The organism is Nonomuraea sp. NPDC048901, from assembly GCF_040649695.1.
Taxonomy (GTDB): domain Bacteria; phylum Actinomycetota; class Actinomycetes; order Streptosporangiales; family Streptosporangiaceae; genus Nonomuraea.
This window is the reverse complement of sequence record NZ_JBEZFW010000004.1, coordinates 648,093-674,397: the sequence shown is the minus strand read 5'-3', so window position 1 is coordinate 674,397 and position 26,305 is coordinate 648,093. Positions and strand designations below refer to the sequence as shown.

The 26,305-nt window shown below is 69.3% G+C and carries 24 protein-coding genes; 11 read left to right on the top strand and 13 right to left on the bottom strand.

What is annotated here, in order from left to right:
* The 5 genes from AB0C30_RS16965 to AB0C30_RS16945 all read right to left on the bottom strand — a co-directional run bounded on the left by AB0C30_RS16965 (window position 1) and on the right by AB0C30_RS16945 (window position 4,354).
* Window positions 1–765 carry a hypothetical protein gene (locus tag AB0C30_RS16965; RefSeq protein WP_357944240.1) on the bottom strand — a complete coding sequence of 255 codons (765 nt, stop codon included), beginning with the start codon at window positions 763–765 and terminating at the stop codon, window positions 1–3.
* Between the two features lie 80 nt (window positions 766–845).
* Complete coding sequence (locus AB0C30_RS16960) at window positions 846–1,430, bottom strand: TIGR00730 family Rossman fold protein (RefSeq protein WP_357944238.1); 585 nt, start codon at window positions 1,428–1,430, stop codon at window positions 846–848.
* A 10-nt stretch (window positions 1,431–1,440) separates the two neighbouring features.
* Window positions 1,441–2,238: a TIGR00730 family Rossman fold protein gene (locus AB0C30_RS16955; protein ID WP_357944237.1), complete on the bottom strand. Its 798-nt coding sequence runs from the start codon at window positions 2,236–2,238 to the stop codon at window positions 1,441–1,443.
* A gap of 227 nt (window positions 2,239–2,465) precedes the next feature.
* The gene (gene dapE, locus AB0C30_RS16950) at window positions 2,466–3,521 is read right to left on the bottom strand and encodes a succinyl-diaminopimelate desuccinylase (RefSeq protein WP_357944234.1); all 1,056 of its coding nucleotides are present in this window, start codon (window positions 3,519–3,521) and stop codon (window positions 2,466–2,468) included.
* A complete protein-coding gene (locus AB0C30_RS16945) occupies window positions 3,521–4,354 on the bottom strand; it encodes a 2,3,4,5-tetrahydropyridine-2,6-dicarboxylate N-succinyltransferase (protein WP_357944232.1) in 834 nt (277 codons plus the stop codon). Before AB0C30_RS16945 ends, dapE begins: the two co-directional genes overlap by 1 nt.
* Before the next feature lie 37 nt (window positions 4,355–4,391).
* Here AB0C30_RS16945 and AB0C30_RS16940 point away from each other — a divergent pair, with 37 nt between their 5' ends.
* The gene (locus AB0C30_RS16940; RefSeq protein ID WP_357944230.1) at window positions 4,392–5,213 is read left to right on the top strand and encodes a hypothetical protein; all 822 of its coding nucleotides are present in this window, start codon (window positions 4,392–4,394) and stop codon (window positions 5,211–5,213) included.
* Window positions 5,214–5,223: 10 nt separating this feature from the next.
* On the opposite strand, the gene AB0C30_RS16935 is transcribed toward AB0C30_RS16940, so the two are convergent.
* The 3 genes from AB0C30_RS16935 to fdxA form a co-directional block, all read right to left on the bottom strand.
* Entirely contained in the window at window positions 5,224–5,889 is a 666-nt protein-coding gene (locus AB0C30_RS16935; protein ID WP_357944228.1) for a DUF4178 domain-containing protein, read from the bottom strand.
* 78 nt (window positions 5,890–5,967) lie between these two features.
* Window positions 5,968–7,038 carry a succinyldiaminopimelate transaminase gene (gene dapC, locus AB0C30_RS16930; protein ID WP_357944225.1) on the bottom strand — a complete coding sequence of 357 codons (1,071 nt, stop codon included), beginning with the start codon at window positions 7,036–7,038 and terminating at the stop codon, window positions 5,968–5,970.
* Between the two features lie 103 nt (window positions 7,039–7,141).
* Window positions 7,142–7,468, bottom strand: a complete 327-nt coding sequence (gene fdxA / locus AB0C30_RS16925) for a ferredoxin (protein ID WP_357944222.1) — start codon at window positions 7,466–7,468, stop codon at window positions 7,142–7,144.
* 103 nt (window positions 7,469–7,571) lie between these two features.
* On the opposite strand from fdxA, the gene AB0C30_RS16920 reads away from it, so the two are divergent.
* The 9 genes from AB0C30_RS16920 (at window position 7,572) to AB0C30_RS16880 (ending at window position 21,325) form a co-directional block, all read left to right on the top strand.
* Window positions 7,572–7,802, top strand: coding sequence for a hypothetical protein (locus tag AB0C30_RS16920; protein ID WP_357944220.1), 231 nt, complete (start codon window positions 7,572–7,574; stop codon window positions 7,800–7,802).
* Between the two features lie 17 nt (window positions 7,803–7,819).
* Window positions 7,820–8,881, top strand: coding sequence for an ABC transporter substrate-binding protein (locus tag AB0C30_RS16915; protein WP_357944218.1), 1,062 nt, complete (start codon window positions 7,820–7,822; stop codon window positions 8,879–8,881).
* A gap of 101 nt (window positions 8,882–8,982) precedes the next feature.
* Window positions 8,983–9,759, top strand: coding sequence for a class I SAM-dependent methyltransferase (locus AB0C30_RS16910; RefSeq protein WP_357944215.1), 777 nt, complete (start codon window positions 8,983–8,985; stop codon window positions 9,757–9,759).
* Window positions 9,760–9,912: 153 nt separating this feature from the next.
* On the top strand, window positions 9,913–11,928 hold the full coding sequence (locus AB0C30_RS16905) for a hypothetical protein (RefSeq protein WP_357944212.1): 2,016 nt from the start codon (window positions 9,913–9,915) through the stop codon (window positions 11,926–11,928).
* Between the two features lie 3 nt (window positions 11,929–11,931).
* On the top strand, window positions 11,932–13,752 hold the full coding sequence (locus tag AB0C30_RS16900) for a UvrD-helicase domain-containing protein (protein ID WP_357944209.1): 1,821 nt from the start codon (window positions 11,932–11,934) through the stop codon (window positions 13,750–13,752).
* A gap of 48 nt (window positions 13,753–13,800) precedes the next feature.
* Window positions 13,801–15,648: a sigma factor-like helix-turn-helix DNA-binding protein gene (locus AB0C30_RS16895; RefSeq protein ID WP_357944207.1), complete on the top strand. Its 1,848-nt coding sequence runs from the start codon at window positions 13,801–13,803 to the stop codon at window positions 15,646–15,648.
* Window positions 15,649–15,681: 33 nt separating this feature from the next.
* Window positions 15,682–17,040, top strand: a complete 1,359-nt coding sequence (cysS, locus tag AB0C30_RS16890) for a cysteine--tRNA ligase (RefSeq protein ID WP_357944204.1) — start codon at window positions 15,682–15,684, stop codon at window positions 17,038–17,040.
* A 284-nt stretch (window positions 17,041–17,324) separates the two neighbouring features.
* Window positions 17,325–20,009, top strand: a complete 2,685-nt coding sequence (locus tag AB0C30_RS16885) for a penicillin acylase family protein (RefSeq protein ID WP_357944201.1) — start codon at window positions 17,325–17,327, stop codon at window positions 20,007–20,009.
* A 269-nt stretch (window positions 20,010–20,278) separates the two neighbouring features.
* Window positions 20,279–21,325 carry a hypothetical protein gene (locus AB0C30_RS16880; RefSeq protein WP_357944198.1) on the top strand — a complete coding sequence of 349 codons (1,047 nt, stop codon included), beginning with the start codon at window positions 20,279–20,281 and terminating at the stop codon, window positions 21,323–21,325.
* Window positions 21,326–21,357: 32 nt separating this feature from the next.
* Here AB0C30_RS16880 and AB0C30_RS16875 read toward each other — a convergent pair whose 3' ends face one another.
* Both AB0C30_RS16875 and AB0C30_RS16870 read right to left on the bottom strand, forming a co-directional pair.
* A complete protein-coding gene (locus AB0C30_RS16875; RefSeq protein ID WP_357944196.1) occupies window positions 21,358–22,296 on the bottom strand; it encodes an MBL fold metallo-hydrolase in 939 nt (312 codons plus the stop codon).
* A 128-nt stretch (window positions 22,297–22,424) separates the two neighbouring features.
* A complete protein-coding gene (locus AB0C30_RS16870; RefSeq protein WP_357944194.1) occupies window positions 22,425–22,856 on the bottom strand; it encodes a hypothetical protein in 432 nt (143 codons plus the stop codon).
* 75 nt (window positions 22,857–22,931) lie between these two features.
* Here AB0C30_RS16870 and AB0C30_RS16865 point away from each other — a divergent pair, with 75 nt between their 5' ends.
* Entirely contained in the window at window positions 22,932–23,939 is a 1,008-nt protein-coding gene (locus AB0C30_RS16865; RefSeq protein ID WP_357944191.1) for a hypothetical protein, read from the top strand.
* Between the two features lie 390 nt (window positions 23,940–24,329).
* Here AB0C30_RS16865 and AB0C30_RS16860 read toward each other — a convergent pair whose 3' ends face one another.
* From AB0C30_RS16860 to mshB, 3 genes are all read right to left on the bottom strand, one after another.
* Complete coding sequence (locus AB0C30_RS16860) at window positions 24,330–24,830, bottom strand: flavin reductase family protein (RefSeq protein WP_357944188.1); 501 nt, start codon at window positions 24,828–24,830, stop codon at window positions 24,330–24,332.
* 18 nt (window positions 24,831–24,848) lie between these two features.
* Window positions 24,849–25,286 carry a DUF6113 family protein gene (locus tag AB0C30_RS16855; RefSeq protein ID WP_357944186.1) on the bottom strand — a complete coding sequence of 146 codons (438 nt, stop codon included), beginning with the start codon at window positions 25,284–25,286 and terminating at the stop codon, window positions 24,849–24,851.
* Between the two features lie 104 nt (window positions 25,287–25,390).
* Window positions 25,391–26,296: an N-acetyl-1-D-myo-inositol-2-amino-2-deoxy-alpha-D-glucopyranoside deacetylase gene (gene mshB, locus AB0C30_RS16850; RefSeq protein WP_357944184.1), complete on the bottom strand. Its 906-nt coding sequence runs from the start codon at window positions 26,294–26,296 to the stop codon at window positions 25,391–25,393.
* Window positions 26,297–26,305 lie beyond the last annotated feature (9 nt).

The following is a 26,305-nucleotide window of genomic DNA, read 5'->3' as shown; positions in this document are numbered from 1 at the left end:
TCACTTGCTCTCGTCCCTGTCCTCGCCCGGCGCCACCCGCACCGGCTCACCCTCGCGCTCCAGCCCCTTGTCGCTCGGCTGGGCCGCGATCGGCTCCCCGTCGTCACTCGGCTGGACCGCGACCGGCTCACCATCGCGAACCAGCTCACCGTCGCGGACCGGCTCGTCTTCCGTTGCCGCGGCCGAGGCGTCGAACGCGGCCGTGCGATCGGCCGGCGCCTCGGATGGCGTGGCGTCGTCTTCCGGCTTCACCACAGCGTCCGGCTCTGCCGCGACGTCCGGCTGGCCGGGCATCGCCGACGCGTCCTGCGGCTCGTCCGTGGGCGGCTCGGCGTGCTGGTCTCCCAGGTCGTGCGGCTCGGCCGCCGAGTCTCCCTCCTGAGAGAGGTCCCGGGGCGCGGCCGGTGGCTCATGGTCGGTGCGCAGGCCGGCGCCCGGAGCCGCGTAGACCTCCTGGCGCGCGTACAGCCGGCTCGACAGCAGCTCGGAGACCCGCTGTTCGAGCACCGCGATCCTGGTGTCCCGAGCGCTGATCGCCGTCGCCGCCCTGCGCAGGGTCTCGTCGACACTCTGCGTGTGGTAGCCGACCAGGTTGACCGGCAGCTGCAGCGCCATGAAGTCCACCGCCGTGAGCTGCCCGGGCTCGGGCAGGTCGAGAGGCGGCACATCCGGCGGGAACTCGGTCAGCTCCCCGCCCCTTCCGAGGGAGACCAGGACCACGCAGGCCAGAATGGCGAGCGCGGCAATGGCGAGTACGACCAGCACATTGGCATCGTACTCATACGATCGAGGCACGAGTCCCGCACTTGCCGCGCCTGTTACGTCTTGGGACTCCCCGGGACGGGTCAGCCGGTGGCCTCGCCGAGCTCCTCGACGCTGGGCCGAACCGGCGTGCTGGTGGCCTCCAGGTGCGCGAACGCCTCCTCGACCGTGGTGGTCCAGGAGATGGCGTCGAAGACGTTGGCCCGGGTGAAGCCCGCGTCGTACATGTTCTCGATGAGCTGCCGCAGCGGCGTGTACAGGCCCCACGGGTCGAGGATCACCAGCGGACGGTCGTGGATGCCGAGGACGCGGGCCGTCCAGATCTCGAAGAGCTCCTCCAGCGTGCCGATGCCGCCGGGCAGGACGAGGAAGGCGTCGGAGCGTTCGTCCATGGCGGCCTTGCGCTCGCGCATGCCGGTGGTGACGATCAGCTCGTCGGAGCCCGTGTCGGCGACCTCGATGTCGACCAGGACCTGGGGGATCACGCCGATGGTGCGGCCGCCGGAGGCGCGGGTGGCGGCGGTGATGGCGCCCATGCACGAGACGGTGGCGCCGCCGCTCACCAGCGTGTGGCCACGCTGGGCGAGCTCGACGCCGACCTCTGTGGCGAGTTGGAGGTATTTCTCGTCAATCTTCTGACTTGAGGCGCAAAACACGCAGATATTCACATATTTGAGCTTATTGGGGCTCGGCCGGCTGGGCGGCGACGGCGCTCTTCTCCTCCCGGAGCTGCTCGGACCGCTTGAGGTCGGCGTCGACGATGAGGCGTACGGCCTCCTCGACGTCGTCGGTCATGGTGATGAGGCCGAGATCCTGCTCAGCGATCTTGCCGGTGTCCAGGAGCGTGCTCTTGATCCAGTCCATCAGGCCGCCCCAGAACTCCGAGCCCATCAGCACGACGGGGAAGGAGGTCACCTTCTGTGTCTGCACCAGCGTGAGCGCCTCGAACAGCTCGTCGAGCGTGCCGAACCCACCGGGCAGCGCGATGAAGCCGCACGAGTATTTGACGAACATCGTCTTGCGGACGAAGAAGTAGCGGAACTCGATGCCGAGGTCCACGTAGTCGTTCATCTTCTGCTCGAAGGGCAGCTCGATGCCGAGCCCCACCGACATGCCGCCCGCCACGTCCAGAGCACCCCGGTTGGCCGCCTCCATGATCCCGGGGCCGCCGCCGGTGATGACCGCATAGCCGGCCTGGGCCAGCGCATGGCCGAGCGCGCGGCCCATGCCGTAGTCGGCCGAGCCCTCGGGCGTGCGGGCGGAGCCGAAGACGGTGACCGCCGGGGGCAGCTCGGCCAGCTGCCCGAATCCCTCCACGAACTCCGCCTGGATGCGCAGCACTCGCCACGGGTCCATGTGCACCCAGTCGGCGGGGCCCTGACGGTCGAGCAGCCGCTGATCATGGGTGGTTTGAAGCGCGAGACTGCCGCGGATCACGGCCTGCCCCTGACGGCGTTCCGGACGTGTCTGTTCCATGCGGTCACGCTAGCCCAACGCCGGGCGACCCCGCGCACAACGAGGACTAGTCACCCGTTAGAGGGCCTCTGCGGCAAATGCCCTGGTAGATGGCACTAAGAACCCGCGTAAAAAATCTTGTAAGAAGCAGGAACCAGATTTCGACCTGCCTGCGTCTAACTGCCGAGGGTGCTGCTCGGGACTGAAAGTGGCTTTCCCCGCCAAATGGCCGGCGAGGAAAGCCACTTTCACTTTGTCAGCCAGTTCAGCAGAGCCCGCTCGCTCTCCACGATCTTCGGAAGCGACACGTACTCCCCCTGCTGATGCGCCAGGTTCGGGTCACCGGGACCGTAGTTCACCGCCGGCACCCCCAGTGTGGAGAAGCGCGCGACATCCGTCCAGCCCAGCTTGGCCCGCGGCGTGCCGCCGACCGCGGCGGTGAAGGCCGCCGCCACCGGGTGGGTGAGGCCGGGCCGCGCCGCCGGGGCGCCGTCGGTGAAGCGGACCTCGAACCCGTCGAACACCTCGCGTACGTGCTCCTGCGCCTGCTCGATCGACAGGTCGGGCGCGAACCGGTAGTTGACCGTGACCACGCACTCGTCCGGGATCACGTTGCCCGCCACGCCGCCGCGCACGCCGACCGCGTTGAGACCCTCGTGGTAGGCGAGCCCGTCGACCACGGGCTGCCGGGCCTCATAGGCGTTGAGCCGGGCCAGCACCGGCTCGATGCCGTGAATGGCGTTGACCCCGAGCCACGACCTGGCGCTGTGCGCGCGCTTGCCGGCCATGGTGATCTCGGCCCGCAGGGTGCCCTGGCAGCCGCCCTCGATCACCCCGTCGGTGGGCTCCATGAGCACCGCGAAGTCGGCCGCCAGCCAGTCGGGGTGCTCGCGCGCCACCCTCGTCAGCCCGTTGCGCTCGGCCTCGATCTCCTCGCAGTCGTAGAAGACATAGGTGACGTCACGGTTGGGCGCGGGCACGGTGGCCGCCAGCTTGAGCGCGACCGCCACCCCCGCCTTCATGTCCGAGGTGCCGCAGCCGAAGAGCAGGTCGCCCTCGACGCGGCTGGGCAGATTACCGGCGACCGGCACCGTGTCGAGGTGCCCGGCGATCAGCACCCGCTCGGCGCGGCCCAGCTCCGTGCGCGCGACGAGCGTCTCACCCGATCTGTCGACCTTGAGGTACGGCAACGCCGCCAGCGCCCGCTCGACCGCGTCGGTCAGCGTCTTCTCGTCGCCGCTCACCGACTCGATGTCCACGATGGCCGCGGTCAGCGTCCGTACGTCCTGCGTCAGGTCCAGCATCAGGTGTTCACTCCGTGTTCGCGCAGCGCCTCGTTGAGCGCTGCCTTGTCGTGGCGCTGCCCCGGCTCCAGGCGCTTGATCACCAGCACGCAGGGCAACCCGAACGTGCCGCCGGGGAACTCCTTCTGGCGGGTGCCGCCGACGGCGACGCACCAGTCGGGTACGCGGCCGCGGGCCAGCTCCTCGCCGGTCTGCACATCGATCACCGGGATGGAGGCCGACAGGATCGTGCCCGCCCCGATGACGGCGCCGCGTCCCACCCGGGCGCCTTCGACCAGCATCGCACGGCTGCCGATGAGCGCGTCATCCTCCACGATCACCGGCACGGCGTTGGGCGGCTCCAGCACACCGCCGATCCCCACACCGCCGGACAAATGAACGTTTTTCCCGATTTGGGCACAGGAGCCGACCGTGGCCCAGGTGTCGACCATCGTGCCTTCGCCGACGTACGCGCCGATGTTCGTGAACGACGGCATCAGCACCACGCCGGGTGCCAGATAGGAGCCCCAGCGCGCGATCGCTCCCGGAACCACCCGCACCCCATCGAGCGTGGTCTTGAGCGGATGCCGGTCGTGGTGCTGGAAGTCGCCCACCTGCGACCTGGCCAGGCCGAGCACCTGGAAACTGAGCAGGATCGCCCGCTTGGCCCGCTCGTCCACGACCACCTCGCCGTCGGTCAGCCGCGCGGCCCGCGCCTGTCCCCTGTCCAGCAGGTCGATCGCGCTCACCACCACCTTGCGCGCGTCGAGGTCGCGGGGTGACAGCTCCTCGCGACGCGCCCACAGCTCGTCCACCGCGGATACGATCGGTGACACACCGCTCACGTGCCTCATGGCCACGGAGCTTATCTGGCCGGGTAGGTTTTTCAGCGTGCGCCTGCGCTTCTCCCGCGGAGTCATCACCATCGCGGTCATCGTTCTGCTGCTCGCGGTGGGGATCTCCGTCGGCCTCTATCACCTGCTCAAAAAGACGGAGCCGCTGGCCATTCCGGAAGCCCACTGCAGCGTCAAGACCCCCGTGGGCGACCGGGATCTCGACATCGAGCAGGCCCAGATATCGGCCACCATCGCGGCCGTCGCGGAGCGCCGCAAGCTGCCCGAACGAGCGGTGGTGATCGCCTACGCGACCGCGCTGCAGGAGTCGAAGCTCTTCAACCTCGACTACGGCGACCGCGACTCCGTCGGCGTGTTCCAGCAGCGCCAATCGCAGGGGTGGGGCAAGCGCAAGCAGCTCCTCGACCCCGTCTACGCGACCAACCGGTTCTTCGCCGCGCTGGTCAAGGTCAAGAACTACCGGAAGATCCCGCTGGAGGACGCCGCCCAGGCCGTGCAGCGCTCGGCGGGCGGCTACGCCTACGCCCAGCACGAGGAGGACGCCAGGATCCTCGCGGCGGCGTTCACCGGGCGTGTTCCGAAGGCGGTGCACTGCTGGTACCCACCGCCCAAGACGGGCACGCCCGCCCCTCAGGCCAAGACCGCCGAGGCGCGGCGCCAGCTCGCCCGGGCGCTCGGCGACCCGTCCATCTCGACGCGCAAGCGCGGCTGGCTGATCGCCGCATGGTCGGTGGCCCACGCGCAGAAGTACGGACTCAAGCACGTCGGCTTCAACGGCGCCACCTGGACCAACGACATGAACCTGGAGGGCTGGCAGTCGGGCGGCAAGGCGACCGACAGCAAGGTGGACATCTCCTAGGCGATCCGCCCTAGGAAGTGGCGCGGCTGACGATGCTGATCGAGCCGGGCGGCAGCGGCCTGGCGTAACTGGCCGTCCATCGGCCGCCCTGGATCCGCTCGAAGGAGAGCAGCCGCCCGTCGGAGGCGCGGTAGTCGGCGAAGTCGAGCAGGCCCCGCTCGGCGTTGCCGGTGTTGCCCTCCGACCTGAACGCGGCCGTGCCCCGCTCGATCGGATGGAACTCGACGCCCTCCATGATCAGCATGCTCTTGGCGGGCACCATGCCCTCGGTGGGCACCTCGGTCCAGATGAGCACTTCCAGGTGCGACGGCTCGCCCTCGGCCTGCCGCACCTGCACCGACAGCCACTGCATGCGGCGGGAGCTGTCACGCAGCCGGTATTCGACCCACTGCATGCCCTGCCACGAGATGTACATGGCGCCGAGGACCCGCGCGGGCGATCCGTGCACCTCTATCCGGTCACCGACCTTGATGGTGCGGGGATCGACATAGTCGGATCCGGTGTACCCGGACATGCTCACCGGTGCCGGCAGTGGGGCCTCGGTGGCCGCTATCTCGACCGGCTGTGCGGTCGCGCGACCCTTCCTGTCCTGGCGCATGGTGGCCAGGAAGGCACCCAGCAGCAGGAGGACGGTGGCGATGCTCAGCCCGAGTACGACCACGAAGGTCATGCTCATCGATCAGCTCGCTCCACTCGCGGTCTGCCTCAGCAAACGCCGTTATCAACTTATGTGTGCCCTGCTTCGCGGGGGATCCTACTGGAGGCGGCGCACCGCCGCACTGATGCGTTCATCAGTGGCGGTCATGGCGATGCGGATATGCCGCCCACCTGCCGATCCGTAGAATTCCCCCGGAGCAACCAAAATACCGATTTCGGAGAGCTTACTGACCTGTTCCCAGGAACTGGTCCCGTCCGTCGCCCAGAAATACAGCCCGGCGGTCGAGTGCTCGATGCTCCAGCCCGCCTTCTCCAGCACCGGCCGCAGCTGGAGGCGCCGCCTGGCGTAGTGCTCGCGCTGCTCCTCGGCGTGCGCGTCGTCGCCCAGCGCGGCCGTCATGGCGGCCTGTACGGGGGCCGGCATGAGCATCCCCGCGTGCTTGCGGATCTCCAGGAGCCGCTTGACCAGAGCCGGGTCGCCGGTCACGAACCCGGCGCGGTAACCGGCCAGGTTGGAGCGCTTGGACAGCGAGTGGACCGCGAGCAGCCCCTCGTGGGAGCCCTCACAGACGTCGGGATGCAGGATGGAGACGGGTCGCTCCTCCCAGCCCAGCTCGATGTAGCACTCGTCGGAGGCGACGACCACGCCGCGCTCGCGCGCCCAGGCCACCACCTTGCGCAGGTGCTCGACGGGCAGCACCCGGCCCGTGGGATTGCCGGGCGAGTTGACCCAGACGAGGTCCACGTGCTGGGGCCCCAGCGCGAGCAGGCCGTCGGAGGCGGTCGCCTCCGCTCCGGCCAGCCGGGCTCCCACGTCGTAGGTGGGATAGGCCAGCTCGGGGAAGACGACCCGCCGGGCGCCCAGGTAACTGGGCAACCAGGCGACGAACTCCTTCGAGCCGATCAGCGGCAGCACGTCGCTCGGCTCGACGGTGACCTCGTGCCTGCGGCGCAGCCAGCCGGCGGCGGCCTCCCGCAGCGCCTTCGTCCCGTGGGTGAGCGGGTAGCCGGGGCTGTTGGCGGCCTCGACGAGCGCGCTCTGGACGAGCGGCGGCACCGGGTCGACGGGCGTGCCGACCGACAGGTCGACGATGCCGTCGGGGTGGGCCAGCGCACGCGCCTTGTACGGCTCCAGCCGGTCCCAAGGGAAGTCGGGCAGGTTGTTCACGGTTCTCCAGGTTTCAGGCGTGCACGTCTCCACCTCTCAGGCGTGCGCGCCGTACGCCCGGCAGCGGGGCCCGCCGTTCGGGCGCCCCGCTGCGGGGTGCGGGCTAGTGCTCTTCAGCCTGCGGCGGCAGCGCGGCGATGACCGGGTGGTCCTTGTCGATCTTGCCGACCTTGGAGGCGCCACCGGGCGAACCCAGGTCCTCGAAGAAGTCGACGTTCGCCTTGTAGTACTCCTTCCACTGCTCGGGAAGGTCGTCTTCGTAGAAAATGGCCTCGACGGGGCACACTGGCTCGCAAGCGCCGCAGTCCACGCACTCGTCGGGGTGGATGTAAAGCATGCGCTCGCCCTCGTAAATGCAATCAACGGGGCACTCCTCGATGCACGCCTTGTCCAGGACGTCCACGCAAGGCTGCGCGATGACGTAGGTCACCTCGAGCTCCTTCTCTCCGCACCATGGCATGACTCTGACGGCGGTCTGCTAGCCCTAGTATTGCCGTGCTTGCCAACTGGCCGAAACGGAGGGTGGCAAACTCGTGGCCGCTCGCCTCGTGATCGCGATCACAACCGCTGACGTCGGCGCCCGGATCACCACCCGCAGACGGGTTCCGGAAGGCTTCCGTGACGCCGTCGGAATTCTCGAATCCTGGGACGGCGGCGTGCTACGTGTCCGCAAGAGGGACGGCACTCTGGTGGAGATCTCCGAAGAGGTGCTGGTGGCGGCCAAGGTCGTTCCGGCCGCGCCTCCTCGACCTGAACGGAAGTAACGGCGAGTATTCGTCGTGTGACCGTACGTATCTGCGCCGCCGTAACCGTCCTCATCGCAAGCGCCGGATGCGGCGTGTCGTCGCCCCCGGCCGAGAAGCCGCTGCCGCCGGTGAACGTCAAGGCCGCCTCCATGAAGCAGGGTTTCACGACCCTCGACAACCTCGCCGCGACCGCCAAGCGGGAAGGCTCGCTCACCGTGATCGGGCTTCCCCGGGACTGGGTCAACTACGGCGCGATCATCGACGCCTTTACCGACAAGTACGGCATCAAGGTCAACGAGCTCGAGCCCGGCGCCAGCAGCCGGCGCGAGATCGACGCCGCCGCCCAGCTCAAACCCGACGTGTTCGACCTCACCCTCGACGTCGCGGTGGCCGATGCCGCCAAGTTCGCCCCGTACAAGGTGCAGGGCTGGCAGGACCTGCCCGACCACATCAAGGACCCCGCGGGCGCCTGGTACGGCGTCTACGGCGCCTACATGTCGCTCGGCTATGACCCGCGCAAGGTCCCCGCCCCCGCCTCCTTCGCCGATCTGGCCGCCAAGCCGGGCTACCTGGTCGCGCTCGACGGCGACCCGCTGCACTCCGCGGCGGCCTTCGACGGCGTGATGGCCGCCTCGCTGGTGTCGGGCGTGCCACAGCCGCAGCGCGGTGTCGAGCTGTTCGCGAAGCTCAAGCAGGCGGGCCGGCTCACCGATCCGGCCAAGGCCAACGTGATCGTGGACTGGGACCATCTCAACGCCGCCCGCAGCGCCCGCGACGCGGAGGCGTGGAAGGTGACGATCCCGCGTGACGCGCCGCTCGGCGACTACCACGTACAGGCGATCAGCAAGGACGCGCCACATCCCGCCGCGGCCCGTCTCTGGCAGGAGTTCCTCTTCTCCGACGAGGGCCAGAACCTCCTGCAGAAGGGCTGGGCCCGCCCCGCCCGCGGCGAGGCGATGCTGATGCGCGGCACGCTCGACGCCGAGCAGGCAGCCAAAATGCCCGTCGCCCCCGGGCCGCCGGTGCTCCTCACGATTCCGCAGACAGATGCCGGAAAGTCCTACCTCAAGAAGCGATGGACGCAAAGTGTGCGATGAGACCATTGTGACTTGATATGTCGCGGAGACAATCAACCTCTAAAGTGAACAGACAGCACGGCCACAGGGGGCCCTTGTCTGACGAATGAGAGCTGATCGTCTTGCGATACGACACACCGAGCTTGGAGCGGTGGAGCAGTCGCGCCTACGACGGCAGTTTCGGCTACGTCTCGACGCAGGGCGCGCCCCTGGTGGACCTGCTCGATCCGCGGCCGGGAGAGCGCGTGCTCGACCTCGGCTGCGGCACCGGGGTGCTGACCGCCCAGATCGCGTCGCGGGGTGCCGACGTCCTGGGGATCGACGGCTCCCCCGCCATGATCGAGAAGGCCCTGGCCCTTTATCCGGGTGTCGACTTCATCGTCGGCGACGGGCACGACTTCAGCGTGGCGCTGGCCTACGACGCCGTCTTCTCCAACGCCGCGCTGCACTGGATGAGCCGCGACCCCGTCTCCGTCATCGCCAACGTGCACGAGGCGCTCTCGCCCGGCGGCCGGTTCGTGGCCGAGATGGGCGGCGCGGGCAACTGCGCGGAGCTCACCGCCGCCATGCACACCGCCTGGCGGGAGTACGGTCTGCGCGAGCCCGACCTGCCCTGGTACTTCCCCACGCCGGCCGAGTACGCCCGCCGGCTGGAGCAGGAGGGCTTCGTGGTCCGGCTGCTGGAGTACTTCGACCGGCCGACGCCGCTCGAGGAGTGCCCGCAGGGGGCCGCCGACTGGGTACGCATGTTCGCGTCCTCGGTCATCGAGGGGCTGCCGAAGGACATCGTCGAGCCGCTGCTCCAGCGGGTCAACGAGCTCGCCGCACCCGCTCTGCGCAGGGAGACGGGCTGGATGGCCGACTACGTCCGTCTACGCTTCGCCGCCGTCCGGCGCTGATACGTAGTGGATGATGCGTAGGGGAGTTTTGCCGGACTATGGTCTGTTCGTGGGCGGCGGAAAGAGTGGCGGAGAGAGTAAGGCTGCACCGCTGACGAAGTTGAGGAGCCTTGCGACGACACGGCGGCGTGAGGGGCTGGTGAACGGAACGGGATGAATTTCTGCCTGAGCGACCTCGTACCACCGTTGAGGTGGAGCGACGCGTCCACGATCACGCTGCTCACCGGGCAGCCGGAGCTTCCGGACGCCTGGTGGCGCAGCCTGCCCATGCCGCTCGTGCTCGCGGCCATCGGCCCCGAGCCGCTGGCCGAGCTGCTCACGGAGATCGCGCTTGAGCACTGGCCGGCCGCCGCTGTGGGCGACGTGCTGCCGGCGCTGCACGTCCTGGATCCGGACGAGGCCGATGAGCCGCAGGTGGCGATCGCGCTGGACCGCGCCGGGTCGTGGTCGGGGTTGCTCGCGCTGACCGGCAGGGAGCTGGTGGACCAGCCGTTCATCCAGGCGCGTCCGGTGCTCAACACGCTGTTCTCCGCGGCCCTGGTACACCTCGCACCCCAGCTCCAGCGCCCGTCGGCGCCGGTATCCGCCCCAGCCTCAGCCCCGGCCCCGGTTGCCCTCGCGCCCGAGGCTGTGCCGGTCGCGCTGCCTGTGGAGGCGCCGCCGAGCGCCGAGCCGGTCGTCGAGGAGGCTCGCGTCGCCGAGCAGACCCCGGTCGCTGAGCAGGCACCGATCGCCGAGCAGGCACCGGAGCGCGAGGAAGCGCCGGACGCCGAAGAGGCGGTGGCCGCTCACAAGGCCGAGGACGCCGTGGAGGCCGAGGAGCCGGTGCTCGACGCCGACGACGAGCCGGTCGTCGACGAGGCCGCCGAGCCCGAGCCCGAGCCCCAGCCCGTCCTGGACGCCGCCGACGAGCCCGCGCCGGAGCCCGCCGCCGAGGAGGCCGCCGCGCTCGAAGCCGAGGGCGCGCAGCCGGAACCGCAGGACGCCGAAGCCGCACCTGAGCCTGAGCCCGCTCCCGAAGAGGCGAAACCCAAGTACGACACACCGGACTTCGAGGCGGCCGAACCAGAGGAGCCGGAGCCGGCGGAGCCTGCGGGACATGAGCTGCCCGAGCTGATCGAGGCCGCGTTCGCCGGTCTGGACGACAAGAGCTGGGCCGTCGCCCAGAACCGGGTCTTCACCGACCAGCCGTCCGCCGTGGACCAGCTCGCCAAGCTGTTCGCCGTGCCGCCCGCCGACATCTCCGCCACCGAGACCGAGTTGCGGGCCCGCCTCGGCCAGTGGCTGGCCAGCGAGGAGGCGGCCCCGTACCGGGCGCATCTGGACGAGCTGCGCCGGACGATCGGCCCGGCCGCCCCCAGGGACCAGCTGATCGGCGCGGCCGACTGGCACGCCCGGGAGATCCGCGCGCTGGAGGTCCCCGCCTGGCAGTTCGTGCTGGCCACGCTGCCGTCGGAGGCGCCCGCCAGGCCCTCTGAGCCGCCGGCTCCTTCGAAGCCGCAGATCATTGAGGTCCCCCCGGCGTCCGCGTTCGCCCAGGTGCCCCCGATACCGTCGCCGCCGCCGGGGACGCCGCAGTTCCAGGCGTTCGCTCCGGCCGAGGTCGTGGTGGGCGAGGGCAACGGGGCATCGAACGAGCCGGCCAAGCCGTACCAGCCGCTGAAGGACGTCTCGCAGACCAGGCGGTGCTTCCGCCAGCCGGACGGCCGGTGGTGGCTGCGGATCGACGTGACGGCCGAGCAGCTCGGCGGCGGTGAGTGCGCGCTGCCCACGGGGTTCGCCACGTACCTCGGACTGTCGCCGGGAGAGAGCAGGACCGTGCGGAGCGCGGCCGGCGAGCTGACCATGGTCTGGCACGGCAGGCCGGTGCTCGAATCGGTCGAGCGGCTGCTCGCGGACGTCGGCGCGAAGGAGGGCGGGCACCTGTTCCTCACGCTGTCGGACGAGGGCGTGTTGCGGGCCAGGCACCTGCCGGTGGCCGCGCAGGGGGCCGAGAAGATCACCAAGGCGCTGCGCCTGGTCGGTTACACCGCCCCCGGCGGGACCCGCGACCAGGCCGCCAGAGTGATCGCTACCAGGATCGGGATGACCGGACCTGTCGGACTGCCCGACCTGCTCACCAGGCTCCGCGAACGCGGGGACCGCGACCTGCTGCAACTCTTGGACTGAGCCGTGCCGCGGCTGGCGATCGCCCCGGACTTCCCCCGGGACCTCAGCGCACTGGCACAGCCGGTGCGCAGGGACGCCGTGGTCGCACTCCGCCGCCTGCTGCTGAACGTCTCGGGCGCCCCGCACCCCGAGCGGGTCAGGGGTGCCAGGGACCCGCGGATCGCGACGCTCCGCCTCACTTCGGGCCACCGGGGCGTGGTGGTGCGCCAGCGGGACGTGTACTGGCTGCGTACCGTGCTCCCGGACCCCGAGGCTTGGTCGTACGCGCAGCGCTACCGCTACGGGATCAACCCGGTGATCGGCGTCGTCGAGGAGTGGGACGCCGAGGCGCTCGAACGGGTCGAGCCCGCGTTACGGCGATCGGCGAGTGCTTCGGGGTTGTTCGCCCCGATCTGCGATGGTGATCTGCTCGCGCTGGGCATCGACGTACGCGCATTGCCGCTGGTGCGGCTCATCAGCAACGAGGCCGACGTGGAGGCGCTCGAACCGCTGCTCCCCCCGACTCAGCACGTGCCGCTCGCGGTGCTGGCCCGGGGCGGCACGCTCGCCGAAGCCTGGCGGGAGCTGGACACCTGCCGCGCCACGGACGCGGATGCCGACCGCATCGATGTAAACGACTTCCATGCGGCGCTGCGCCGCAGTCCGGACCGGGCGGTGTTCGCCGCGGACAAGGTGGAGCTGGAACGGATCCTCGACGCGCCGGAATGGTGCGCCTTCCCGCGTCCGGAACAGCACCGGCTGGCCCGCGCCGCGCGCTACGAGCACCCGGTGCTGGTGATCGGCGGGGCGGGCACCGGCAAGACGATCATCGCGCTGCATCGGGCGGCCCATCTGGCCGCGCACGGGAGCGGGCCGGTGCTGCTGGTGACGTACTCGCAGGGACTGGGCGAGGATCTGTCAGACCGGCTCGACCGGCTGATCGACGACGGGGTGACGCGCAAGCGGGTCGACGTGGACAACGCCGAGCGGCTGGCGATGCGCATCGTGGCCAGCGCGGAGGGCCGGCGCCCGGCGCTGATCGGCCCCGGCGCGCGTACGCTGGCCGAGCTGACCGACGAGGCGCTCCGGCTGCTGTCGAGGGCCACCGGCGACCTGCTCGACGACATCGAGCCGGGCCGCAAGCCGTACCGGCACGTCGTGGTGGACGAGGCGCAGGACATCAGCCCGTCGCAGTGGCGGTTGCTGCGGGCGGTGGCGCCGCGGGCGCACGACGACCTGTTCATCGTCGGCGACCCGCACCAGCGGATCACCGACACGCGCGTGACGCTCGGCTCGGTGGGCATCCCGGCTCTGCAGCACACGCTCAAGGTGTCCTACCGGCTGCCGCAGGAGCTGCTGTCGTTCGCGGTCCGGCTGCGCGGCGGCAGTCCCGCCGACGGGCTGGTCAAGGGCATGTCCCCGCTGTACGGGTTCCGCGCGCTGCGCAACGGCGAGCGGCCGGTGCTCAGGGCTTACGACTCGCCGGAGGCGGAGCTGGCCGGGCTGGTGGCCACGGTCGTCTCCTGGCTGGACGACGGTGTCCCGGCCGATGAGATCGCCGTCGGCGCGCGCACCTCGAAGCTGGTCCGTGAGGCGCGTAAGGCGCTCGGGCGGGCGGACGTGCGGGTGGCGGCGTTCCAGAATCTGAAGGGGCTGGAGTTCGAGCGGGTCGCGCTCATCGGCGTGGCGGAGGGCGTGGTGCCCGAACCGCCGCCCGACGAACCGGGGGCCCGGGCGAGAGCACTGCAACGGGAACGGAGCATGCTGTATGTAGCCTGCACGCGGGCTCGATCCATGCTCTATATCTCCCATTCAGGAAGAGGTAGCCCTTTTCTGTCGCTCTGATCACATAGTCTGAACTGCGGATATCTTCCCATTGCCGGTTGGACCTCAATGAACCTCAGCCTGAGCGACCTCGCGCCACCGCTGCGCTGGACTTCTCCTGTGCAGATAGCGCCGATCGTGGAGGAGCCCCAGCTTCCCGAGGCGTGGTGGCAGACGATCCCCCTCGACCGCGCGTGCGCCGTCATCACTACGCAGACCGTGGCGGGCCATCTCGCCGATCTCGCCGTGGCCTGCTGGGGGCACCTGCTGATCGGCGACATCCTGCCGCTGCTGCGTTTCTCCGACCCTGCCGAGGCCGAGCGTACGCCGGAGATGCTGGGCAAGGACGTCGTGCAGAAGCTGTTCAGCGGGGTGTTCGAGCGGTTGCTCGAACCTCCGTCCGAGCCGGTCGCCGCGGCCGTGGCGCGGCCGGACAAGCCGCTGCCCGAATTGATCGACGGCCTGTTCGCGGCGCTGGACGAGCGGCAGCGGGCGATCGCCCGCGACCGCCTGTACGCCTCGCAGCGGGCCACGCTCGACGAGCTGGCGCAGCGCTTCTCGGTCACGCGGGAGCGGATCCGGCAGATCGAACGCGACCTGCGCGACCATGTCGAAGCCTGGCTGGGCGGCCCGGAGGCGGTCTCGCTCGTCGCGCACGTCACCTGGCTGCGCGGCCGGCTCGGCTCGGCCGTACCCGCCGACGACCTGGCCGCGGCCGTGCCGTGGCACCGCGGCGAGCTGCGCACGCTGGGCATCCCCGCCTGGCGGTTCGTCCGCACGCTGCTGACCGGGTACGAGCAGGCCGACGACTGGCTGATCGCGGGCGGCGCGGACGAGCTGAGGGAGAAGACGCGCCAGCTGTTCACCGACGGGCCACGGCCGATAGGCGAGGCCGTGACCATGGTCACACAGCTCGGCATCCGCGAGGACGTGGCCGAGCGGTGGATCCTGGCCGTGCCGCAGCTGCGCGTACTGGACCAGCACGTGGTGCCGTGGCCGCGCAGCATCAACGAGAAGACGGAGGCGGTCCTGGCGGTGGCCGGGCGGCCGATGACGCCGGAGGAGATCCAGGAGCGCATCGGCGAGGACTACAGCCTGGTCGGCATCCGCAACCAGCTCACCGCCGACGAGCGGTTCCGCCGCGTGGACCGGAACAAGTACGGGCTGACCAGATGGGGCGGCGACGAATACCTGGGGATCAGGGAGATGATCGCCAGGGAGATCGAGCGCGCCGGCGGTGAGGCGTCGGTCAGCACGATCGTCTCGAACCTCACCTCCCGCTACGACGTCAGCGAGAGCTCGGTGCGCGCCTACTCGGGCGGCCCCGGGTTCGAGCGGACGCAGCGGGGCTGGATCCGGGTGGCGGGCACCTCGCCGACCGGTGAGGCCGAGCCGTACCAGCCGCGCAGGGACGTGTCGGAGACCCGGCGCAGCTTCCGCAGCCGCGACGGCCGCTGGTGGCATCGCGTCGACGTCAACGCCGAGCACCTGCGCGGATCGGGGTCGCCGCTGCCGACGGGGTTCGCGGCGTACCTGGGGATGGCTCCCGGCGGGCAGCTCACGGCCGCGACACCCTCCGGGGACGTGGTGATCAGCTGGCACAACCAGCCGACCATGGGGTCGATCAGGAACGTGCTGGCGGACTTCAAGGCCGGGGAGGGCGACCACGTCTTCCTCACCGTGTCCGACGGGGGCGAGCTGCTGACCCGCTACCTGCCCGCGGCGGCTCCGGGGATGCCGCCGTTGAACCGGGCGCTCTATCTGATCGGCTACACCGCTCCGGTCACCTCGGAGTTGGAGGGGCTGCGGCTGATCGGGGCGCGCATCGGGTTGCCGGACACGGCGACGCGTGATGAGGTGCTGGCGCGGCTGCGGGAGCGGGGAGACCGGGACATCGTCGGCTTTTTGGGTGGCTGACGTTTCTTGGCGGCCGGGGGCTAGGCTCGGGGGATGTTGCGGATCTACGACACGCGCGCCAGGCAGGTCGAGGAGATCGCCCCCGCCCGCGCGATGCGCATGTACTCCTGCGGGCCGACGGTCTATCGCCACGCGCATGTCGGCAACCTGCGCTCCCAGCTGCTGTCCGACCTGATCCGGCGGGTCCTGGAGCGGCAGCGGGTACGCATGGTGGTCTGCCAGAACATCACCGACGTGGGCCACCTGGCCGACGACTCGGAGGCCGGCGAGGACAAGGTGCTCATGCGGGCGCGGGCCGAGGGCCGCTCGCCGCGTGACCTGGCCCGCTACTACGAGGACGCCTTCAAGCGGGACACCGCCGCCCTGAACATGCGGCCGCCGGAGCACATGCCCCGCGCGAGCGAGACGATCGACCTGATGATCGAGCTGATCGCCAAGCTGATCGAGCGGGGACACGCGTACGCGCTGCCGGACGGAGCGGTGTATTTCGACGCCACGTCCTTCCCCACTTACGGCGAAATTTCCGGCAACCGCCTCGACTCCCTCCGCCCCGACGCCACCGACCCCCGCAAGCGCTTCCACGCCGACTGGGCCCTCTGGAAGCCCTCCGACGGCGAACTGTCCTGGGAGGCCCCCTGGGGCCGCGGCTTCCCCGGCTGGCACATCGAGTGCTCGGCCATGTCGCTGCACTTCCTCGGCGAGCGCATCGACCTCCACACCGCCGGCATCGACCTGCGCTTCCCCCACCACGAGGACGAGCGGGCCCAGTCGAACGCGGCGGCCGGCCACGAGGTGGTGCGTCATTGGGTGCATGGGGAGCACCTGCTGTTCGACGGGCGGAAGATGGCCAAGTCCACCGGGAACGTGGTGCTGCTGTCGGACGTGACCGAGGCGGGCCTCGATCCGCTGGCCGTACGCCTGGCGTTCCTGGAACACCGCTACCGGCAGCAGCTCAACCTCACCTGGGACACCCTGCACGCGGCCGACAGGACCGTACGGCGGTGGCGGACACGGGTGGCCGAGTGGTCGGAGTCGCCCAGCGCGCCGATGGCGGCCGACTACGTGCGGCGGGCGGAGTCGGCCTTCGATGACGACCTCGACACGCCGACCGCGCTACGTGCGCTTCGGGAGCTGGAGCGGGACGAGTCGGTGGCGCCGGGGGCGAAGCTGGAGTCGTTCCTGCATCTGGACCAGGTGCTGGGGCTGGACCTGGCCGTCGAGATCGGGCGGTCCCGACGGCCGGCGTTGCCGCCGGGGGCGGCGGAACTGCTGGCCGAACGGGCGCGGGCTCGGGAGGCGGGGGATTGGGCGGCGTCGGACCGGCTGCGCGAGTCCCTTGTGAGCATGGGTGTCCGGGTTTCTGATACGCCCTCCGGACAGGTGTGGGACTGACGTGCTCCTCGCCTGCTGCTTACGCAGCAGCCAGGATGCTTGACGCTGCACCGAGCCGCCTACCTCGCCACGCCCGCGCCCACACCATCCCGCCTGAAGACGGGAGCATCGGCCCGTGTCTCGATAGTTCGATGTTGGCGCAGTCGGTCTTTCGTTGCCCCTGGCAGGCCGTCTCCATGTGCTGGAACCCCGTAGGCGCCGGTGTTTCAGGAGGGGCTCGTGGGGCGGGAGTAGTGATCGTGGGCTGTCAGACTTGAGGGGCTGCGCGAGAGATGGAGGTCTTCGTGAGGTTGCGGCCCTACGCCTGGATGCCCTGGCCGTTCCGGTGGGTGGCGCGGGCATTGACCGTGGTCCTCGTCCTCGCGCTGGTGCTCGCCGGGGTGCTCGTGTACACGGTGCGACGGTCGTTCCCTCAGGTGGACGGAGCCGTGCGGCTACCCGGTTTAACCGGGAATGTGGAGATTTATCGCGATAAAGCGGGAATTCCACAGATCTACGCGGACACGGCCGAGGATCTGTTCATGGCTCAGGGGTTCGTCCACGCGCAGGACCGGTTCTGGGAGATGGACTTCCGGCGGCACGTGACCTCAGGGCGGCTGTCGGAGCTGTTCGGCAAGGCGACGCTCGACAACGACAAGGCCATCCGGACCATGGGCTGGCGCAAGGTGGCCGAGCAGGAGCTGCCCGAGCTGGGCGAAAGCACCCGCCGCTACCTCGACGCGTACGCCAAGGGCGTCAACACCTGGCTCCAGGCCAACCCCAACGCCTCCGACCGGAGCCTCGAATACTCGGTGCTCAAGGTGCAGAACGGGTCCTACAAGCCCGAGCCGTGGACCGCGCTCGACTCCGTCGCCTGGCTCAAGGCCATGGCCTGGGACCTGCGTTCCAACATGGAAGACGAGATCGACCGCGCTCTGGCGCTTACCAAGCTGCCTCGGGCCCGGGTTGAGCAGCTTTACCCGGATTACCCGTACGACAGCCATATGCCGATCGTCACCCAGGGCACGATCGCCGACGACCGCTTCGACCAGCGCGACCGTCTGCCCGCACGCGACACCTCCATGCGCGGCACCACAACGGACGGCACCACTCCACGCGGCACCACAACGGACGGCACCACCCCACGCGGCACCACTCCACGCGGCACTACTCCGCATGGCACCACGACACGCAAGACCACGCCACGCGGCACCACGCCGCAGGAGGCCACGACACCAGGCCAGGGCGCGGCCAGGGCGCTCGCCCAGGCCGCGAAGGCGCTCGACGCGGTGCCCGGCACGATGAGCGCCGCGGACCGCGAGGGCATCGGGTCGAATTCGTGGGTGGTCTCCGGCGAGCACACGGCCAGCGGCAAGCCCTTGCTGGCGAACGATCCGCACCTGTCGGCGCAGATGCCGTCCGTCTGGTACCAGGTCGGGCTGCACTGCCGGAAGATCACGGAATCCTGCGCGTACGACGTGACCGGGTTCAGCTTCTCCGGCGTTCCCGGCGTGATCATCGGCCACAACGGCAAGATCGCCTGGGGCTTCACCAATCTGGGCCCCGACGTGGCCGACCTGTTCCTGGAGCGGGTGAAGGGCGACACGTACCTGTACAAGGGCGAGTCGGTGAAGCTGGAGACCCGGCGGGAAGAGATCAAGGTGGCCGGTGGCGCCACGGTCACACTGAACGTCAGGAGCACCCGGCACGGCCCACTGATCAACGAGGTGATGGGCGACGTCAAACCGAGCGACGGTGCGAACGCCGTGGCCCTCCAGTGGACCGCCCTGACGCCCGGCACCACGGTCGACGCGATCTTCGCACTGAACTCGGCCACCGACTGGCAGGAGTTCCGCGCCGCGGCCGCGCTCTTCGACGTGCCGGCCCAGAACCTGGTGTACGCCGACACCGAGGGCCACATCGGCTACCAGGCGCCCGGCCGGATCCCCGTACGCCAGAAGGGCGACGGCACGTGGCCGGTGCCCGGCTGGACCGGCGAGTACGACTGGCGCACCGCCCCCATCCCCTACGACCAGCTGCCCTCCATGGAGGACCCCTCCGACGGCTACATCGTGACGGCCAACAACGCCGTCATCGACCCCAGGCAGTACCGGCCGCTGCTGACCAAGGACTGGGCGTACGGCTATCGCTCCCAGCGCATCATCGACCGGCTCAACCAGGAGATCGCGAAGGGCAAGGTCGACGCCACGACCATGTCCAAGATCCAGCAGGACACCCAGAACGGCCTGGCCAAGACCCTGGTCCCCGCCCTGATGCGGGTGCCTCTGGCGGGTCCGGCCGTACAGGCCAGGCAGTCGCTGAAGGACTGGGACGGCTCACAGGGCGTCGACTCGGCTCCCGCGGCGTACTTCAACGCGGTCTGGCGGCAGTTGCTCAAGCTGACGTTCGACGACGACCTGCCCACCGGTGCCAGGCCGAGCGGCGGCGACCGCTGGTACGAGGTGATCAAGCGACTGCTCGAAACCCCCGACGACCCGTACTGGGACGACACCACGACCAAGGGCCGTACGGAGACCCGCGACGACATCGTCCAGCAGGCACTGGCCTCGGCCTACCAGGAGGTGTCCGACCGGCTCGGCACGGACGTCACGGCCTGGCGCTGGGGCGACCTGCACCAGTTGACGCTCACCAACGGCTCACTCGGCACATCGGGCATAGCGCCCATCGAGGCACTCTTCAACCGGGGCCCGTTCGAGGTACCGGGCAGCAAGGACGCCCCGAACGCCACCGGCTGGAACGCGCAGCGCGACTACGCGGTGACTTCGGTGCCGTCGATGCGGATGATCATCGACCTGGGCGATCTGGACAAGTCCGAATGGATCAACCTGACGGGGGCTTCGGGGCACGCGTTCCACGACAACTACTGGGACCAGGCACCGCTGTGGGCGAAGGGACAATTACTCCCGATGTACTCAAAACCGGCAACCGTCAAGAAGGCTGCCGTCCACACCTTGCGCCTCACTCCTTGACCAGGCGGCGGCCCGCCCCTTGACCAGGCGGCCCGCTTCCTGACCTGGCGGCTCACTCTCTGACCTTTGCGGCCCACTCCTGGCCTGCTGGGCGCTCCCCGACCCTGCCGAGGCGCCCCTTGCCCCTTGCCCCTTGCTCCCTGTCCTGGTGGGGCGCTCCTCAACCCCTGTGCCTCATCCCCTGACCTGGCAGCTACGACCACAGCCGTATGTGGAATCAAGACCCTGGGCTGACGCCCGCGCCCCTCCTCCACGTCACCATGGCGAACATGACTCGCCTCTGGTACGTGATCGGACTGCTCCTGATCGTCTCCGGGCTCGTCCACCTGGGCGTGCTCGTACTCGACGGTGGCCCGTGGGACGGCCCCGTGTCGTGGCGCAAACCGTTCACGTTCGGGGTCTCGTTCGGGTTGAGCGTGCTTTCGCTCACCTGGGTGTCACAGTTCATCCGACTACGCAGGCGCAACGTCTTCCTGGGCGTCTTCGCGGCGGCTTCGGTCGTGGAAGTCGCCCTCATCAGCGTGCAGGCGTGGCGCGGCGTGCCCTCGCACTTCAACATGTCCACCGACGTGGACTCGCTCATCGCCAGAACACTGGCCGCCGGCGGCTTCACCCTGATCGCCATAGCGATCTTCATGACGGTCAGCGCCTTCCGCCCATCACATCCGAATACCGGCAAGTCGCCCAGCACGGACCTCGGCGGCACCCCCAGCACGGGTCTCATTGGGCCCAGCACAGGTCTCAGTGGGTCGCCCACCACGGATCACACCGGACCCAGCACAGGTATCGGTGGGTCCCCCAGCACGAATCTCACCACATCCAACACGGTTCCCAGTGGGGCACCCATCGCGCGTTTGGCCGGATCGCCCAGCATGCGTCTGGCCGTCCAGGCCGGGTTCGGCACGTTCCTGGCGGCAATGGCCTTCGGGGGCATCATGATCGCCCGCGGAGTGTTCGAGGCCTTGACCGGCTCTCAGCAGCTCGCCTACACCGTGGCCGGCTCGCTCAAACCCGCCCACGCCATCCTCATGCACGGTGTGCTGCTCCTGCCCGCCCTGGCCTGGCTCCTCTCCCGCACCCACCCGTCCGAGCAAACCCGCCTGCGTGTCGTACGACTGGCGATCTGGACGTATATCACCGTCTCCGCGATCATCTCGGCCCTGGCCCTCTTCGGCATCACCATCGTCAGCCCGTCAACCGCCTCGGTGCTCTGCGCGGGCGCGATCTCAGGCCTGGCCATCGGCGCCCTGACTCTGGGCACGCTCCTCCGCCCCCAGACGCACAGCCCAAACGCATCGGGAGACGAAGGAACGTGACTCCCCGCCCGCCAGCGCACAGCCCACACACATCAGGAGATGAAGGAACGTGACTCCCCGATCGCCAGATCCCACAGGCCCTCTCGTGGCAAGCTCTGGGCGCGCCAGGCGGACCGTGCGGCCTCGACCGGCGCCAGCAATGGCTCCCCCGACAGCACGAACGTGCCCCAGTGCATGGTGGCCATCCGCCGCGCCCCGACGTCCAGACAGCCTTGCACCGCCTCCTCGGGGTTGACGTGCGCGGCCTTCATGAACGAGTGCGGCTCATACGCCCCCACAGGCATGAGCGCCAGATCCAGCCCACCGAACCTGTCCCCGATCTGCGCCAGCCGGTCTCCATAGCCGGTGTCGCCCGCGAAGTAGACAGAGCCGTCGATCACCCACCCACCCCAAAGCGTCTTGCACGTGTCCCAGACGGTCCGCCGGCTCCAGTGGTGGGCGGGTACGAAGTCGAACGTGACGCCGTCGATCGACGTGGACTCCCACCAATCCAGCTCTGTTACCCGGGTGAAGCCGCGCCGGTCGAACCAGGGCTTCAGCCGGGCTGGCACGAGGATCGGTGTGTCCCTCGGCAGCTTGCGCATGGTGGGCGCGTCCAGGTGGTCGTAGTGGTTGTGGCTGATCACCACGGCGTCGATCCTCGGCAGGTCGCTCCAGGCGACACCCGGAGGCGTCAGCCGCTGCCGTACTCCGGGAATCCTGCGCGACCACACCGGATCGGTCAGGATCGTTAACCCTCTGATCTGCAGGACGAACGTGGAGTGACCCACCCAGGTCACCATGGTCTCGCCGGTGGCGGCCCGAGGAAGACCGCCGTTGCGCAGCACCGGGATCTGGTCGGCGTCACCGATGTCCGGACGGAACGCGCCGTGCCAGGTGACGCTCAGCAACTCACGAAACTCAGGGAGGGGGGCGGTGAGGCGGTCCTTGAAGCTGTCCGGCCAGTGCGGGACTTCGATCGTCTGCGTCATACGCGTCGCTCTGCCCTACGTAGCGGATCAGTCACCCAGACCAATCGTGACCTGCGCCCCTTCCCCATCAGAGGGGTACACGGATCACCCCAATCGCCCCCGCCCCGCCCCCACCAGAGGCGGGCGGCTCACCCCAACCGATCCCGGCCCCCGCCCCTTCTCCACCAGAGGGGTGCGCGTGGGTAGCCGCCGTCGTCGAGTCCGGCCAGCCGTTCGAAGACGTTGTACGAGGCCTGGTGCCCGCAGACCACTACGGACACGAGCATGGCCACCAAGTAGAGCGGGAGCATCGGCAGGCCGACGCACCAGGCCCACTGGGTGGCGTGCCGGCCCTCGTGCCGGATGAGCTGGTCTTCGAGCGAGTCGCGCCTAGTCAGGACGACATTTCCGACAGTGAAGGCCCCGGCGATGGGGAAGCGGTAGCGGTAGCCGAACGCGAGGACGAGGCCGTTGGGCCCACTCTGCCTCGTGGCACCGCCTACGACGGAGATCAGCAGACCGAGCGGGGTGGAGAGGTTGACGTAGTTCACCGCCCGCCGGAACCGATAGCGCCTGTTCATGCGTTTCAGCCTTGACCAATCTTGACAAGACGGAATAATGATCCGCGTCCTGAAATCTCCCCCAAGAGCAGGATTATGAGATTCACCATCGTGGGCGCGCTGGTCGGCACCATGGCCTTGGCCGGGGTCGGCGGAGTCGCGATCACCCAGACGTCAGCGTCCGATCCCCTCAATTCCACTGGCCCTCCTCTCCGCGCAGAGGTGGCGTTACCCGCCGCCGCCCCGACGACGACCCCCACCCCTAAAGTCGGGAAGTACACCGCGAAGACGAAGGTCGTCAAGAAGAAAGGCGTCTCGTATCTGGATGTCTCCGTCAAGTACGACGGAGCGGCCAGGTTCAGCGTGAAACAGAAGGTCTGCAAGGCCAAGTCGTGCAAGACGACGGCCACCGACCTCCCCGTGACCACCGGTGCCGGCCAGACGAGCAAGAAGATCGGCAAGGGTAGCTACAAGGTCAAGGGCAAACCCGGCATCAAGGTCAAGGTCCTGCCCTGGCCCACTCGCACCGTGACAGCCACCCCAACGGCGACGGCCACGGCGACGATCACCGGCACCCCTGGCACCAGCGATTCGGCAACCAATACGGCGACCGCGACAGTGACCGAAACTGCCACGGCGACCACCACGGTCACCCAGCAGGCCACGGTCACGGTAACTGAAGCCGCCCCAGCGGCCACCGTCACCGCCACGGTCACCTTCACCTGCCAACCCAACACCGCAGAACCGTTGGCCCCCACCGAAACCCCAACAAACCCAGAAACCCCAACAAACTCTGCAATCCCGACTACCTCGGCGACACCAGCACCCACCCCGACCCCGACCCCGACCCCGTCGGTCACGGCGTCGAACACGGTTTCCGAGACAACGCCCGAAACAGCGCCCGAGACGGCGTCGAACACAGCGTCCGTGACGGCCACCGAGACGGCGACATCGACCGAGTCCGCTGCAGACCCGGTCCCCACGTGCCCGCCAGCGGCGAAAACGCCGTCGGCGACCCCCACGGCGGAAACACCGGTGCCCACGGACACGGCGGCCGAAGCACCGGCGCCAACGGACACAACCCCAGCTCCCGAGGCCCAATAATCCCGACCCGCCGACCCGGCTCCCCCTCCGGCGCCGGGTCGGCGGTCACCGTGGCAACTAGGCACACGAGCACATGGCCACACACGCGACCGGATACACACGCGCACACAGACACACACGCGGGGCACACGGGCGCAGGCACAGTCACGCGCGCAGGACGCACGAGCATGGGCGCACGAGCACGGGCGCACGGACATGGGCGCACGGGGCTACAGGACCCATATTCCGCCCGTAGAGCCGACAGAGCCCATCACATAGGGGGCACCGGCCCACGCATGACCACGGCCGGGGTCAAGAATGCGCACGTCACGGCGCTCAGCCACCTCCACCGGAGGAGCATGCCCCCGGACAATCCCCAGTCATGCACCCGGGGCGGCCGCAAAAGACTGCTCATAACGTCTTATAGCGGCCCTGGTGGTAAAGCAGCGGACGGTCGTCAGCGCGGGCACCGAGCGCGGTAACCCCACCCACCACGATCGAGTGGTCGCCGCCCTCATGGACGGAGGTCGTCCGGGCCTCCAGCGTCGCCACGGCGTCGGTGAAGAGCGCCACGCCCGATTCGCCACGATGGTGCGCCCAGCGTTCCAGCTGCCCGTCGAGCTCTCGCCCCCGATGCGCGAAGAACCGCGACGCGTCCTCCATGGAGGCCGGCAGCACCGACACCCCCCACACACCCGCCTCCATCACGGCGTCGTGGAAGCGGGCCACCTTCTCCGCGCAGAACAGTACGAGCAGCGGGTCCAGTGACACGGACGTGAACGAGTTCACGGTCATCGCGTGATCGATCCCGTCGAGCCTGGTCGTGACGATCGCGACTCCGGTGGCGAATCGGCCGACCACCTTGCGGTAGATGTCCCGATCGACGTGCTGCTCTGTGGAACCATGGTGCACGATCGCTACTTTATGCCTCTAAGTCGGGTTCCTTGGCTGCTGGCCATGCAACAACCAGGAACCGCCGCCCGACGAGGGCGCCAGCCAGAAGGCCACGACCACCGCCGCCATGCCCCCGTAGAGGTAGACGAACCCGGCTGGGCCGTTACCGGAGATCACCAAATCCCCCTGCGACAGCTTGAGCGAGAACGGCATGGACACCAGCAGCCACCCGAGCGCCGTCACCGACACCCCGAGGCGCGAACCCATGAGCTTGCCCGCCCCGAAACAGACGCCGAAGAGCGCGAGCAGCCAGCCGATCGCCGAGCCCGGGATCATCCCGACGAACGGGACAGGACCGACGTGCCAAATCGCCTGCGTGAACCCGCCCACGATGCCCATGACCAGCCCCAACACGAACAGCATGCCGTAGGCGGCCCCACCCAACGCCGACTCGGCCTGGCTGCGTTGCTCCATGAAGAACGAGGTTAGTGGATGCCTGCGAAGAGATCATTCGCGAGGTCAGTGACCGCCCGCCAAGAGACCGTCCGCGAGGCCAGAAACCAGATCATCCGCGACGGTCAGTGGATGCCCGCGAAGAGATCGTTCTCGCGGTTGTGCGGCGCTCCCATCCCGCCCGCCTCGATCGGCGGGCCAGGCATCGCGTGGCCGGGCGCGCCGAGCGCCAGGATGTAGTGCTCGACGCCCTGCGCCTCCTGGCCGATGTTGTTCGAGAGCGCGAACCACGGGTCGTCCACACTGATCTGCGTGGCGTGCGCGCGCATGGCGTCCAGCTTGTTGCCGACCCACGGCCGCGCGTCGATCTCCGTGGTGATCACCTCGTCGGGGCTGGCGAACGGCATGTCGTCGACGTCCTCGACGAGAAAGCCGACGTCGGCCGCGCGCAGCGCCTCGGCCGTACGGCGCATCACCGACCTGGCGACGGCCGTGTGGTAGAACTTCGTGATCCGCCACGGCGCCCCCTCACCGAAGCGTGGGTCGGCGGCGAGTTCGTACGCCCGCCGCGAAACGCGATGCGCCTGAATGTGGTCGGGATGCCCATAGAACCCGTTGTCGTCATAAGTGACCAAGACCTGGGGCCGTACCTCGCGGATGACCTTGACCAGCTCCCCCGCCGCCTCGTCGAGGTCGGCCTGCCAGAACGCGTTGGGCCGGTCGTTGGAGGCGACGCCCATCATGCCCGAATCGCGCCAACGGCCCGGCGCGCCCAGGAAGCGGTGGTCCTCGACGCCAAGCGCCTTGCAGGCCATCGCGAGTTCGGCGATGCGGTGCGTGCCCAGCGTGTCGTCGCGGTCGGCGGCCAGGTGGGCGAGCTCCGGGGGGATGACCTCCCCCTCCTCGCCGAGCGTGCAGGTCACGAGCGTGACATGCGCGCCTTCCGCCGCGTACTTGGCCATCGTCGCGCCGGTGCCGATCGACTCGTCGTCGGGGTGGGCGTGCACCAGCAGCAGCCGTCGGTCAGTCATGCGTTCGAG

What these genes read in the sequence shown, in the direction of transcription:
- AB0C30_RS16865 (WP_357944191.1), top strand. Translation starts at nt 22,932, where the DNA reads ATGAGATTCACCATCGTGGGCGCGCTGGTCGGCACCATGGCCTTGGCC.
- AB0C30_RS16935 (WP_357944228.1), bottom strand. Translation starts at nt 5,889, where the DNA reads ATGAGCATGACCTTCGTGGTCGTACTCGGGCTGAGCATCGCCACCGTC.
- AB0C30_RS16880 (WP_357944198.1), top strand. Translation starts at nt 20,279, where the DNA reads ATGACTCGCCTCTGGTACGTGATCGGACTGCTCCTGATCGTCTCCGGG.
- AB0C30_RS16905 (WP_357944212.1), top strand. Translation starts at nt 9,913, where the DNA reads ATGAATTTCTGCCTGAGCGACCTCGTACCACCGTTGAGGTGGAGCGAC.
- AB0C30_RS16855 (WP_357944186.1), bottom strand. Translation starts at nt 25,286, where the DNA reads ATGGAGCAACGCAGCCAGGCCGAGTCGGCGTTGGGTGGGGCCGCCTAC.
- cysS (WP_357944204.1), top strand. Translation starts at nt 15,682, where the DNA reads ATGTTGCGGATCTACGACACGCGCGCCAGGCAGGTCGAGGAGATCGCC.
- AB0C30_RS16945 (WP_357944232.1), bottom strand. Translation starts at nt 4,354, where the DNA reads ATGAGGCACGTGAGCGGTGTGTCACCGATCGTATCCGCGGTGGACGAG.
- AB0C30_RS16955 (WP_357944237.1), bottom strand. Translation starts at nt 2,238, where the DNA reads ATGGAACAGACACGTCCGGAACGCCGTCAGGGGCAGGCCGTGATCCGC.
- mshB (WP_357944184.1), bottom strand. Translation starts at nt 26,296, where the DNA reads ATGACTGACCGACGGCTGCTGCTGGTGCACGCCCACCCCGACGACGAG.
- AB0C30_RS16875 (WP_357944196.1), bottom strand. Translation starts at nt 22,296, where the DNA reads ATGACGCAGACGATCGAAGTCCCGCACTGGCCGGACAGCTTCAAGGAC.
- dapE (WP_357944234.1), bottom strand. Translation starts at nt 3,521, where the DNA reads ATGCTGGACCTGACGCAGGACGTACGGACGCTGACCGCGGCCATCGTG.
- AB0C30_RS16895 (WP_357944207.1), top strand. Translation starts at nt 13,801, where the DNA reads ATGAACCTCAGCCTGAGCGACCTCGCGCCACCGCTGCGCTGGACTTCT.
- AB0C30_RS16870 (WP_357944194.1), bottom strand. Translation starts at nt 22,856, where the DNA reads ATGAACAGGCGCTATCGGTTCCGGCGGGCGGTGAACTACGTCAACCTC.